Annotated in this window: 12 protein-coding genes; all 12 read right to left on the minus strand. The window is 33.9% G+C overall.

Features of this window, described 5'->3' with window-relative positions; translation table 11 throughout:
- Positions 1–525 precede the first annotated feature (525 nt).
- Positions 526–1,959 carry an alpha/beta hydrolase gene (locus tag ABN763_RS09010; RefSeq protein WP_410485129.1) on the minus strand — a complete coding sequence of 478 codons (1,434 nt, stop codon included), beginning with the start codon at positions 1,957–1,959 and terminating at the stop codon, positions 526–528.
- A 213-nt stretch (positions 1,960–2,172) separates the two neighbouring features.
- Complete coding sequence (locus ABN763_RS09015) at positions 2,173–2,850, minus strand: hypothetical protein (protein ID WP_410485130.1); 678 nt, start codon at positions 2,848–2,850, stop codon at positions 2,173–2,175.
- A gap of 213 nt (positions 2,851–3,063) precedes the next feature.
- Positions 3,064–4,191: a serine hydrolase domain-containing protein gene (locus ABN763_RS09020; protein WP_410485131.1), complete on the minus strand. Its 1,128-nt coding sequence runs from the start codon at positions 4,189–4,191 to the stop codon at positions 3,064–3,066.
- Positions 4,192–4,396: 205 nt separating this feature from the next.
- Positions 4,397–5,503: a flavin monoamine oxidase family protein gene (locus ABN763_RS09025; RefSeq protein WP_410485132.1), complete on the minus strand. Its 1,107-nt coding sequence runs from the start codon at positions 5,501–5,503 to the stop codon at positions 4,397–4,399.
- Positions 5,504–5,689: 186 nt separating this feature from the next.
- Complete coding sequence (locus tag ABN763_RS09030) at positions 5,690–5,935, minus strand: redox-active disulfide protein 2 (RefSeq protein WP_410485133.1); 246 nt, start codon at positions 5,933–5,935, stop codon at positions 5,690–5,692.
- Positions 5,936–6,089: 154 nt separating this feature from the next.
- Positions 6,090–6,578, minus strand: coding sequence for a YybH family protein (locus tag ABN763_RS09035; RefSeq protein ID WP_410485134.1), 489 nt, complete (start codon positions 6,576–6,578; stop codon positions 6,090–6,092).
- Between the two features lie 209 nt (positions 6,579–6,787).
- On the minus strand, positions 6,788–7,441 hold the full coding sequence (locus tag ABN763_RS09040) for a DUF2306 domain-containing protein (RefSeq protein WP_410485135.1): 654 nt from the start codon (positions 7,439–7,441) through the stop codon (positions 6,788–6,790).
- A 192-nt stretch (positions 7,442–7,633) separates the two neighbouring features.
- Positions 7,634–9,499: a serine hydrolase gene (locus tag ABN763_RS09045; RefSeq protein WP_410485136.1), complete on the minus strand. Its 1,866-nt coding sequence runs from the start codon at positions 9,497–9,499 to the stop codon at positions 7,634–7,636.
- Between the two features lie 106 nt (positions 9,500–9,605).
- Complete coding sequence (locus ABN763_RS09050; protein WP_410485137.1) at positions 9,606–10,097, minus strand: hypothetical protein; 492 nt, start codon at positions 10,095–10,097, stop codon at positions 9,606–9,608.
- Between the two features lie 177 nt (positions 10,098–10,274).
- A complete protein-coding gene (locus tag ABN763_RS09055; protein WP_410485138.1) occupies positions 10,275–11,150 on the minus strand; it encodes a DUF2911 domain-containing protein in 876 nt (291 codons plus the stop codon).
- Between the two features lie 164 nt (positions 11,151–11,314).
- On the minus strand, positions 11,315–11,830 hold the full coding sequence (locus tag ABN763_RS09060; protein WP_410485139.1) for a VOC family protein: 516 nt from the start codon (positions 11,828–11,830) through the stop codon (positions 11,315–11,317).
- A gap of 59 nt (positions 11,831–11,889) precedes the next feature.
- The gene (locus ABN763_RS09065; protein ID WP_410485140.1) at positions 11,890–12,615 is read right to left on the minus strand and encodes a DUF6597 domain-containing transcriptional factor; all 726 of its coding nucleotides are present in this window, start codon (positions 12,613–12,615) and stop codon (positions 11,890–11,892) included.
- Positions 12,616–12,618: the final 3 nt, after the last annotated feature.

The raw sequence follows: 12,618 nt of genomic DNA on the forward strand, positions 1-12,618 counted from the left end.
TTTTGAATCCATATCCTTTTGTTTACTTGAGATTCGTTTGCCTTGCTTTTGAAATTGAAAAATCAGATAAAATAAAACCAATGACGCTACGATATCATAAGTAAATTGTAAATCACCTTTGATTTCGAACCAATTGGTTGTCAGCTCCAAGGATGAAAGATCTTTAAACAGTTTTCGGATTATTATTAATGTTATGATTTCATATTGTTTTGTAATATATGTGGTAAAAGACTTTGGTAAATAGTAGATCAACAGGTAAACCTCGTAGATAAGAATAAAAGAAAAGGGGGTGTAAATAGCTGATATTGGATTTTTTAACAAATAGGATCCAGAAAATGATTTTAGTATTTCAAATTCTGAAAGGTATATTAATATCAGATGCGCAAAAAAACTGAAAAGCGCAACGTACAATATTAATTTTTCAATTCGCCTTTTCGTATTTTCTGAAAGAAATACGCTATGTAGTTTTTCCAATAACATTCAATTTTTATAATTAGGATGTATGTTGGTTTAGATCGTAGTTTTTCATTCAAATTTTGTTGGTTCGAGCACTATTCTGTTCATATTTAATTTTTTTCCTTTGAAAAAATCAAGAACCATATCGCCAATCACTGGCGACTGCATGTATAAGTCATGTCCAGCATTTTCGATAATTACGTGCTTTCCATTCTTGAATTGTTTGGCGATTTCAATACCGCTATTAACATATGTTCTACCGTCTAACGTGCCACTTAAAAGTAAAGCCTTCGTTTTATTCGATTTTAACTCTCGAAATTTATTTGGTAGTTGTGGAAAGTCTACATTTGTCATCCATTCATAAAGCAAAAAGTTAATAGAACTTCCTAGAATAGATTGATTTATCTGTTCGCCAACTTTTTTCTGTCGTTCTTCAGAAATTCCGCTTTGCATGTCCATTGCAAAAGCCATTGGTCTCAATCCGTTTAGAACGTAGCGCTTCATAACCATCACATCCGCTGCAATACCTGAAAAATCTCCATTAAACATTTCTGAATAAACTTTTGGAAGCTTTTTTGAATCATCAGGGTTTTTCAAATAAAAAGTTGCAATTGCTGATTGTAGTTCAAAATTTGAAATCCCGACAGTGTCTATTCCTCCACGCCTGTTTCTGTAAGAACTTATTATGGGCTTTATCTTTAGTCTTTCGTGTACCTCAATGATTTTTTGTTTAAGGCCTGGGTATTTTTTTTCGGAACCATAGTTGTCTTTCGCCAACTCAGCTATTTTAAAAACAAAATTCTCGGTATCTTTTGGAAGTTTGATTGTTTCGTCAGAACCCTCAAGACTTGCCAATACCATTTTATCGATGTTTTCTTCAAAAAGCCTTATATATTCAAACGCAAGGTGCGAACCATAGCTAATCGCCCAAATTGAAATTTTGTCCGTATTGAGTACTTTTCTTAGTTCATCAATATCTTTTGCACTTTCGGTTGTGTTGTATGCGTTTAGGTTTACATTCTCTTTTTTCCAAAACTCTAAGCATTTTAAAATGTTTTCAGTGGTCTTTTTATTATATTCTGGCCTGTCTATTGCCGCCTCAAGTTTGAATTCGACCCTATATGGACAGTTTGGAAGTTTGTTAGACAATCCTGTTCCACGTTGATCGAAGGCGATAACGTCTGCCACTTCTCGTAACTTCATAAACAATTCAAACCTACCGCGTTTAGCAGTGCCAGTTCCTGAACCGCCAGGTCCGCCTGAAAGATACACTATTGGTTTTCCGGGATTTGGGTTTGTACTTTTAAATCTAATAAAGGATAGTCTTATGGAGTCGTTAGTATTAGTACTTCTGTCTTCCAAAACTTTAAAAGTTCCCAATTCGGCCTGCACCGTGTCCTTTGCTTTTGATACAAACTCGTATGGCTTCATTTTTAAACGTTGCCCATATAATACTGATTGGGTAAAAAGTACTATCAAAAATATTATTGTATTCAACTTCATAGAATTGATTTTTCAGATTGCACCCAACAGCAATGCTCAACAGCATCCTGCTCTGAATACTAAAAGATAATAAATCCTAGGTAAGTACCATTTCAAAATGCGGACTTTCCTTTATTCTAAAATTATATTTTCAATGATTAGACGTCAAAACCTATAGATCGATATATCTATTATCTTAAAAGCAGAAATGATACAGATTGTTATACACAGTTTTTATTCGTGATATGTCAAAATCCGTGTTTGTTTTTGTCTTAAGGTGTCATTAACAAACATATTTCTTTCGGTCCAATTCCCCTTCTCGTCTGATTTAAGATATTGATACGTTTTTATTCCATAGCGTTTTCCTTTGGAATTTTCATAAAATCCTTTTATAATACGATTTTGATCGTCAAAAAATAAACTATCTAAACCGCGATATTCTCCTTTACCATTCTCATACGTCTTCAGTATCGGATTTCCTTTTGCGTCTGTTGTAATGGTAGATTTCCATGAGATTTGGTTTTCTGCGTTAAGTGCAGCTTCAACTTTCAATCCATTAGAATTTAAAAAGACCGTATCCCTACTTGGTTCTATATCTCCTTGCTCGTAATATTCGGCACCCACTAGTTTGTTATTTTTATCATACTTTCTGTAAAACCTAAGGACGGTATCTTTTTCTTGCCCCAACCAAAACACATCAATTGATTTACCGTCTTGATCGAAGTTCTCGATGTTGGCAGATTTAAAAACTGTTGAATCACTTTTAATATCATAATTTTCTTCTATGACCTTGGCCAGTACCACAGAGCCAGAATTTGATTCTAGGTTTGACGTACTTTCAGTAGCGTTTTGTTTACAAGAAACTACCAAAAATAAGGACAATAAAGTGAAGTAGAAGAAGCTATTTTTCATTGGATGGAGTTTAGCAATTAAACATGAACTCAGTTTCTTTTATATACCCCCTTAATGATATGTTGGATGAGATGAATATTATTTTTTCCGATAATCATTGCCAATCGGCATGAATCAACATTTAAGACAGTTTGGCGTTTGAATAAGGAAAAATGTAATGTCTTTTAGTAGAAAATTCAACCCCAATGCAGTTACGCGATGTTCCCCAACCGTTTATTCTTTTATTAATTCCCTCAGCATTTTTTGAGCGGTTTTATTTAACAGGTTGGGTGTTTTAGGTCCACTTTGATTCGTTATAATTGAAATCCCTAGATTGTACTTTGGATAAATGAATAACCAGTTTTGAGTACCACTGGTTCCTCCGTGATGATTATATGAAGTCCCATATTTATCTTTCCAAACTCGCCAGTAATATGCCATTTGTAACGGGTAGCGCACCTCATGAAGTGCTTTATGAGATTCAGCAACTACTGGGTTTTTATCATCGAGCTGTAATTCAATATACCGCATCATATCTGTAATGGTCATTTTAATCCCGCCCGCGGTTCCCCAAAGGGGGTTCAAGTTATTAGGCGCAAGTGTTTGGCTATTCATCCAATATCCACGAACGAGTTTTTTACGTTGTATGGAGTCCAATTTAATTCCTGTAGCTGACATCGTATAGCGATCAGCGAAATTTTCCTTTAATAACTGGCCTATACTTTTTTCATAAACTGTTTCTAGGATATACCCCACTAATTCTGCCCCGGTATTGGAATACAAATAATTAACACCTGGTTCTGTGGTGATGGATATGCTGGATAAGTCCTTTAAGAATTTTTCTTTGTTATATGATTTTTCTAAGGCCAAATACTCGTTGGGTACTTCTTTAGTAAGTTTTTCATATAATCCGTTCATTTTGGAAGGAAGAAATGTTGGTAATCCGCTTGTGTGTGTAAGTAAGTCCTTTATTGTAATCGGTGTACCGTTATATGCTAAGTTGGAATAATTTCCTTTTAAATAAATTCTAACATCATCTTCTAGTGTAATTTTTTCTTCTAGTACCGCTTTAGCAACAAGATAGCCAGTAATGGTTTTTGAAACAGAACCAACTTCATAAATAGTTTGGTCATTAGGCGGGTTTCCTTTTCCTTTTACCAGTTCCCCAAAGTGTTTTGTGTACACTTGACCGTCTTTATAGATCCCTATTGAAGCGGCATTTATGTTCTTACTTTTTACAAACTTTTGCCCATTTTTTTGGATAATCCCATCAATAATATTGTCTGAATTTTGATCCTGAGAAAATGATGTTCCAAATGAAACAATTGAAAAAAGAGATGTAAAGATTAAAGTATGTTTCATGTTATTTTTTGGTATTCAGGTCAAGAATTAAGCCATATGTTGCGTAATAGGTAATTCGTTCGTTAAAAGCTAGGAAAGTAATGTTTATGGCCTAGTATCAGAAAATCCACAAGTATTTTCCTCCTGAACCCGAAGATAGCAAATTGCCATGAACAGCGTTATAAAAATTAAGCCGCTATAAACTACACCTTGTTGTAAGCAGATTTTAGTTGTTCAATTCTTGAATGGCTTTTTTTGCAGATTGCGCTGCTGTGTGAACAGACACCCAGTCATTTCCATCTGTGAAGGCACCTCCAGCGAAAAATAGTTTACCAGCAACGGATTTACCAAGTTCTCTTACCACTTTCCAATCGGCATAATCAGACATATAACCTGACTTGATAAAAGGTTCGTTGTTCCAATTTTGAGTAATATGATTAATATAATTTGGTGTAGCTTGGTTTGAAAAAATTCCATCTAGTTCGTTCAACATAAAATTCCTTAAATCGTCACCAGATCTGTTAATGTAATCTAGAGCAGGCGTTCCAACTGTAAATAATCCAAGAATGCTTTTGGATGTGTTTTGTCCTAAGGTCGCATCATAATACAATTTCTGGCCGTCCGTCTCCGGTGTAATTTCAAAGGTATATTCATCATTGTAAAACTTGGTCGAAAATTCGAAAAACGCTTTAAATCCGTCCCAAATTACAGGACTATTTATTGTGTCTAATTTACTTTGAGGTAGGCTTGGAGTAAAATTAATAGCTCCATCTTGAAGCATTTTAAGTGGAACCGCAATAATTACTTTGTCAGCCACATATTCTTCATTTTGAGTATTCACTCTAACTTGATCACCTGAATAATCAATGGATTGAACAATAGTATTATATGAAATTTTGCTTGAAATAGATGGGACAATATACTCTTGATAGAAGCTATACCAAGAATAGTTTACAAATTTCCTATCAGGATTATCAGGTACTGTTTCGATATCTACTTGAATAGTTGAATCATTCACAATTTCTTGAAAGATATTTGTTCCGGTTTCCAACCATTCGGCTCCTAATGGTATTGGGAAATCAGCAAAACTTGTATTTATTTTCATTCTACCCCCATAATTTGCAGAAGCTTCCAATATTTCAAAATCAACTCCTTGTTGCTGTAATAGGTATCCCGCTGATAATCCACCAGCGCCCGCACCTATTACTATTACTTTACCACTAAAAGGCTCATTATTGGGACTGTTGTCAGAAGCACAAGACATTAATGAGAATTGAAGAGGTAATCCAATCCCAAAAATTCCACACATTTTTATAAATTCTTCTCTTGTCATCATTTAAGTATTTGCAACGGTCTCGTATGACTGTCAGTGATGGTTTTTAGGTTAATTAAGACGATTATACATTGTTGTAACCAATATTTTATTCAGTTCACCATGTAACTCGGTTTTGATTTTTCATCAAAGCTTTATGAATTCCATTTTCGTAATTCAATCCGTAATTTTAAATTCAGAGTTTGTTCATTTTCTGGATTCTAATTCTGCTTTTATTTTTTTCATATTACTAAAGTTCAACGGAATTATTGCACTTAAAGCTATTGGCACCACAATTAAAGCGCTGAAAACTCCATTTTCATCTTTTTTCAATAGTCCATAAACACACACTATAAATAGCACTCCTAACACCCCTATTAATGCTCCATTTATAATTTTCAATCCTCTTAATTCTCCTTCAAGTTTTTCGGTAGTTTTTTCGTTTAATTTCATTTCTACGTTTTGTTTGAACCTTATACACAACGGTCTCGGCTATGATTTTGTTACGGCGATTTCCGGCAGGAACTTGTCGGTTAGAAATCAAGGTGGTTCATGGTTATTAGTTTTAGAGTTAGCATTGAATTACGGTCATTGCTGGCGAGTCGTTTTATTTTTTTTCTTGCGCTTGACTGATCATATGGTCAGTTATTTTCCATTCATTATTTATTTTTTGATAAACTCTCAAGTGGTGAATGTATCGGTCATTCATCACAGTACCATCACTCCATTTCTGGCCCGTTCTTATATTTGTTGAGCGCAACAATGCAATGTTATCAGTAAGAAATTGAACATCATCATTTTGATAATTATCAATACCTTCCATGACAAAGTCCATGGCAAAAATTTCTTTAAGTAATGCTCTCAACTCCGACTTTGATTGCATTCTGTCACCAAAGGCATTGGTCCAATCAGTATCTTCAGAATAGTCCGAAATCGCTAATTCAACATCTTTTTTATTCCATCCTTCATTCCAGTTATCAATCGTCCGAATTATTTTTTCCGATTCTATATCCTTGTCCATTTTCACTTCTTCTGTATTCGAATTGCATCCAAGTACAAATACAACCAATAAGACTATTATAATTTGTGTTTTCATATCAAAGGTTTTAAGCGCTCGCCTACGGTCTCGGCTATGATTTCGTTGTGAGGACATGGCACTACCATCGGCAAGCTACAGCGTCAGTCAAGGCAGGATTATTCCGTTGAGAAATCAGCTATTGATTAATACTTTTATTCCCGCCCGTACCGACCGGTACGTTCGGGCGGGTTGGTGTGGTACAAAACCACAATGAATTATAGTCATTGTTAGCCGCTGGCTTTATTATATTTTAATTTCCTCTGTTTTGATATCCAAAGTTCTATAATTATATAGTGTAACAAGAAACCAATTAAAAATGAAATTCCCATTACTTCTTTTACACTTAGCCCATTGATTATTATTCCAGCAATCATGATGAGTCTTATGGTAGCTATTGAGAGTGATAGAAAGAATATCCTTCGAACCCAATAACTATGTTCTGTGACGTTCTTTGCTCTAATGGTTGTATATCCTCTTACTGTTGCATATAGGATATAAATTCCAAAAATCAAATTAGAAATTGTTTCTAATATATCTCCAAAAGGGAATAGCACTGCGAGTGAAATAGCCGATATGGATACAATAAAGCTAATAGCCAAAAATATTTTTCCAACAAACCTATGTATATGGATAAATTTTTTCCTTAAGTAAGGTATAAGTTGAAAAGAACCCGTCAACAAAAATATCATTCCTGCAATTACGTGAATGTACATAATTAAGGGGTTTTCGGCGTAATGTAAATCGTGAGAATCTGGTTCAAATACTTCGGGATTATCTTTTGCTAATTGTAAATCACTTATTCTTCCAATCGACTCACTTAAAGCGAATATAATTAGTAGAACTGAAATTCCGATTAATATTTTCGTTATTAATTTATTCATTCGTCCAGCTTACAGCCAACGGTCTCGTGCAACTGTCAGTTACGAGTTAATATACGCAGACTTTTCGGTTTAGCACAGACTTTAGCAATTCCGAACGGATTCAGCTTACCCTGGGCGCAGTCGAAGGGTAGTCAAATCCACCGTAATTGCGGTTATGCATTGTCGTAAAACGTTTTCTGACTCCGCCTTAACTTATTTTTCAAGTAATTGCTTCTGAATAAAATCAGTTAGACCGTCAACACTGACTTTATCTGTATTTGAAAATATAATTATACTTACATCATGATCTAGAACATAATTAAATATAGTATTGATACCCATATTTCTACCAGGGCGATGAGCTACTTTAATTATATACTTACCCCGCTCATAGAATCTACTCCAAAGACCATATCCGTATTGATTTCCTTCGGGATATGTTTGCAATAGTAATTCCATTGAAGATTTACTTAAGAGTGTTTTTTCCAAGAATAAAGCATCAGAAAACTTTAATAAATCTCTGGCTGTGGCGTACATTCCACCACCAGAGAAGTAATTTTGTATAAAAACTTGTTTGTCCTCATTAAGCACTTTAGCTTTTTTGTCCCATGAATATCCTTTCGGAAAACTCTTTTCAACATAATTAGAGTTTGTTATAAGTCCACTATTGTTCATACCTAAAGGTTCTAATAGTCTACGATTCAAAACATTCTCATAGCTATCATCTTCTAGATGTTCTATTATTTTACCTAAGATGATGTAATCTTGGTTATCATAATAAAACTTCGTTCCGGGTTTATAGACTAACGGACCACTACAATACTTATCCATTAATTCATCGGTTGAATACTTATTCAAATAAATATTGGGTATTCCATTTTCTTTTGATTTGATGTTCTCTGAAGATTGTATTCCTGATGTATGATTAAGTAGTTGGTGTATAGTGACTAAATTGGCGGCGGATCCTTTGTAATCAGGAAGATATTTGGCAATTGTATGATTTAAATCTATTTTTCCTTCTTCCATTAATTGAAGAATAATAGTTGATGTAAAAAGTTTAGTTATTGACATGATAGGAAAAGGAGTTTCATTTGTCATGGGAATACCCTGTTCACGATTAGTAACGCCAAAATTTTTATGGTAGACAATATCATCTCGTTTTTTTACCAAGACAACTCCATTAAAATCATATTTTTTTGCAACGGTATCTATTTTTGATAAATGATCTTTTTCCATCACCACCCTAAAGCCTTTATTGGCCGTAAATGAACTTATTGGTGTAGATCGAGTTCTAGCCGTATTTCTTGATTCTGGATTTCCATGATCCCAGCTACCACCGCGTAAAATTCTAATAGCTCCTATTTTTGGACCGCTTGGATTTATCCCACCTTTATATTTATAGTCATAAACATCAAAAACCCATTCACTAAGGTTGCCCGTCATATCGTAGATACCTAACTCATTTGGCTTTTTAAGACCAACAGGAAATGTTCCTATTTTATCTTCGTACCATTCCACTTTGGAATTTAGAGCATTTTCATAGTTCCAACTTACTTCGTTTAAATTGTTGCTACCGGAAAAAATATATCCTTTGCTTTTTTTACCACCTCTAGCCGCAAATTCCCATTCAGCTTCTGTAGGTAATCGATATAACTTATTTGTTTTTTTAGACAACCAAACGGTATAAGCTTTTGCACCGTACCAATTGATATTATTAACAGGGTAATTTTCAAAGCCTTTTTTTGATATAAATCTTCCATTCTCCGTTTCTTTAATCAATGCGTATTTATCCATTATATACCAGGGTTGATTTCCTTCAATCTGATTTCCTTTTTCCGAAAGGAATTCTGCATATTGTTTGTTTGTTATTTCATATTTTCCAATCCAATAATCATAAAGCGTAACATTTTTAGCTGGTTTTTCGTCACTGAGACAAGCATCGTCATCAGGCAAGCAACCTATTAGAACATCACCTGCTTCGACAAATACAAGTTTAGGTTCAGTGATTTTTATGTTTTGAGAAAATCCTATTAATGACAGAAAAAGGAAGCAACCGAGCAAATTAATTTTAATATGCATCTTTTATTCTTAAAGAGGCGTTCTAAATTAATTTGTTACAGTAAATGTTTTACAACGGTTTGACTATGGGACGGTTTAATGCCCTATGGCTTTTGTTGTGTTGCGTTTATTTGAGATAAATAACTCTGGTTCTTAAATACGAATAGCGATCATGTTGAGGCACTAAATTTTTGTTATATCCATAGTCTTCATCGTATTCTAAGATTTCAAATTCCCTGTTTCCCGCTTTAAACTTTCGAACACTAAATTCTGTTCTTTCCTCTGCAATAAGTGCTACTCGGCTGTGCATTAACTCTAACTTGCTATCTTTCTTTCTTTTGCGTGCAATGATAACGCGAAGTTGATCTTTATTCATTCCACCAGGATAACAATAGCCCGATCTAAATCCTATTAATAGTTTCTTGTTTGAATTAGATCTCAATAATATTGTTTTTGTTCCATGCCAATCGTACCATCTATTGTTTAATTCTGTTTCAATCTGTTCAATCGTACTCGTGTTATGGTCATAATCGATGATAATGCAATAATCATATTTTTCTTCCTGCACATCATAAAGCTTAACGGTTGTTTCACATCCTGGATCCTGCAAATAAACCAAAAGTGGAGTTAATAAAAGGAGTATCGTAAACTTGAGATTCATTTGTTTGTAAAATGCAATGGTTTGTGTATGGTTAGTTGCGGGAAATCAATTACGATTTTCCGCTGTACTAACAAGTTAATTAATTCGAGTGAATTTCCTCACCGGAAATTCCGTAGCAATTAATTATACACGGTGTTATCTGCTTTTTTTGTTTGCCTTTGTTTTTATTCTATCTAAATGCTTTTCCCATTGCTTGATGTCTCTGGGGAGATATTCATCTGCTTTTTCCTTTCTTACTTCAATGGCTTTCTCTCCGGCCTCTATAGCCTTCTTATAGTAATGTTGCCTTTCATAAGTTTCCATCAATAGCCGGTATGCGAACTCGCTTTTGTTTAACTTAATTGACTCTTTAGCTAACCATTCAATTTTCTTATAATCACTGCCTTGGAAATACAAATAGTCTATCGCATTAGACATTTCATCATATTCTTTTACATTTCCTGTCAATAATTCCTCATTGATATAGTTTTCAATTTCCTGATCTATAGATGTTTCGAATTCAAAACCAATTGAAATGTTTCCCCATGAAACATAGATCATAGCATTATTTGGAATTAGATCAACATCAATTGTCAAGGTCTCATAATATCGATTGGAATGCTGTGGGTATACAACAAATCTTGCAACATCCTTCTCTGGATTATAATCGTAAGATCCATATAAAGATGTATCTAAATTTAGGATTACAATCCATTCTTCTTTGTTAGGAATTGTAAACAGAGAATATGTGCCAGCATCGATTGATTGTTTGCCAATCTTTACATTTTTATCAAAGCTAATTTTTGTGCAATAACCTGCTCCAGTTCTCCAAACCTCATTCCATGGAACCAGTTCACCAAATATTTTACGATTTCTGGCCGAAGGTCTCTCGTATTCGATTTTTAGATTTGTATTTCCTACCTTCTGTGTTATTATTCCCTTTGGACTTAGTGAAGGATAAGATATTTGTGAAAACGCATAATCCTGAACTATGATGATTAAGAACAATATCAAAATTGATTTAAGCTTCATTTGTATTTAAGATTTTTCTATAGCAGATAACGGTTTTGTGTATGAACAGTAGCGGATTTTAATGCACTACTTTTCGGATTACAAAATACTTAAATAAACGTAAAAACGGTTTGAGTTGTCACCCAAACCGCTATTGCTTATATACGTTGTTAACGGTAGTTTTTTTATTCCTGACTTTGAATAGGTGTACATATTTCAATTATAAATCCGTTCAAATCTCTTACATAACCAACTTGTTGTCCCCAAGGTTTTGTAACCGTTTCTTCTAACAGTTTCGCTCCATTTTTAATAGCATTTTCCATAACTGTTTCAACTGATGAAGTCGTAAAGGCTAATTCAATTCCAAATGGTTTTGCACTTGGTTTACTTACCGTCAATCCCTTTTTAAAGTTTGAATTACCAAGTTCAAGATTCGCAAATGCTATTGTGGTATTTCCTGAAATCAATTCTCCGTAATCACTTTCGGGTGTTAGGAATTTTTGCTCAAATCCAAATGAATTTTTATAGAATTCCAGTGTTGTCGGAACGTCTTTTACATAGAGAATTGTATATGCATATTGAATGTCCATTTCTTTATTTTTATGTTCATAATTACCAACGATGCTTTTTTCTGGATTATGAACCTCGTTTTTACAAGAGAGGACCAACATTATACTGATTGATAAAAGCCAAATTTTCATATCGTTGTTTTATACAAAGTTACTCGGCTGTTAGAATCTTGCTTTGTAAAAAAACGACATTATCTAAAGAAGCTTGGACTGTCGCCCGAAATACGTTTAAATTCATAAGTCATATGGGAATGGTCAAAAAATCCCATATCAAATGCTATTTCCAAAAGGCTCGTTTTGGTGAAAGTTGCTATCGATTTCTTTGCATTGTTGAAACGTACAATGTTGGAAAATTCCTTAACTGTCACACCCATATAACTCTTGAAACGCCTTTCCAATTGTCTTATACTTATATGATGCAATTCTGCTAAATCTCCGACATTTACAATTCCGTGAAAAGTTCTTATTTTTTCTACAACTGTTAAAATCATTTGGTCTTGACTTTTAATATTTTGTTTAAACAATGTTGCAACAAAGTTTTCGAGAAAGTATATTTTATCCGTTAGTTTTTCTATATCCGCTAGTTGATTTAGAACTTTAAGGTTTTTCGTTGGAAATATCTCAGCTAATTCAATACGTAAGTTTTTGGTTTGGTCAAGTGGTATTTTGGATAGAGAACCAAACTTTTCGGTTTTAAAACGAACTCCAATTACATCCGATTCGGTCGCTAATTCCCTAACTTGGTAATTTGTCATAATTCCTGAGAGGAATCCCTCATTTTGGTTAAGGTCAAAAATTAAATCCACACAAGTATCGGGAAGTACTTTGAAATCCTCACTCGATTTATTATTCGAGAAAGCCCAAAATGTATCTATTACATTATCAATTCCTTTTGATGGATTTATCTCTTGATACATTGT

It is taken from the genome of Spongiivirga sp. MCCC 1A20706 (assembly GCF_046524175.1).
Taxonomy (GTDB): domain Bacteria; phylum Bacteroidota; class Bacteroidia; order Flavobacteriales; family Flavobacteriaceae; genus Spongiivirga.

Bases quoted from the DNA above. Each gene is read 5' to 3' on its own strand.
- ABN763_RS09010 (WP_410485129.1), bottom strand. From the start codon at position 1,959: ATGAAGTTGAATACAATAATATTTTTGATAGTACTTTTTACCCAATCA.
- ABN763_RS09015 (WP_410485130.1), bottom strand. From the start codon at position 2,850: ATGAAAAATAGCTTCTTCTACTTCACTTTATTGTCCTTATTTTTGGTA.
- ABN763_RS09020 (WP_410485131.1), bottom strand. From the start codon at position 4,191: ATGAAACATACTTTAATCTTTACATCTCTTTTTTCAATTGTTTCATTT.
- ABN763_RS09025 (WP_410485132.1), bottom strand. From the start codon at position 5,503: ATGACAAGAGAAGAATTTATAAAAATGTGTGGAATTTTTGGGATTGGA.
- ABN763_RS09030 (WP_410485133.1), bottom strand. From the start codon at position 5,935: ATGAAATTAAACGAAAAAACTACCGAAAAACTTGAAGGAGAATTAAGA.
- ABN763_RS09035 (WP_410485134.1), bottom strand. From the start codon at position 6,578: ATGAAAACACAAATTATAATAGTCTTATTGGTTGTATTTGTACTTGGA.
- ABN763_RS09040 (WP_410485135.1), bottom strand. From the start codon at position 7,441: ATGAATAAATTAATAACGAAAATATTAATCGGAATTTCAGTTCTACTA.
- ABN763_RS09045 (WP_410485136.1), bottom strand. From the start codon at position 9,499: ATGCATATTAAAATTAATTTGCTCGGTTGCTTCCTTTTTCTGTCATTA.
- ABN763_RS09055 (WP_410485138.1), bottom strand. From the start codon at position 11,150: ATGAAGCTTAAATCAATTTTGATATTGTTCTTAATCATCATAGTTCAG.
- ABN763_RS09060 (WP_410485139.1), bottom strand. From the start codon at position 11,830: ATGAAAATTTGGCTTTTATCAATCAGTATAATGTTGGTCCTCTCTTGT.
- ABN763_RS09065 (WP_410485140.1), bottom strand. From the start codon at position 12,615: ATGTATCAAGAGATAAATCCATCAAAAGGAATTGATAATGTAATAGAT.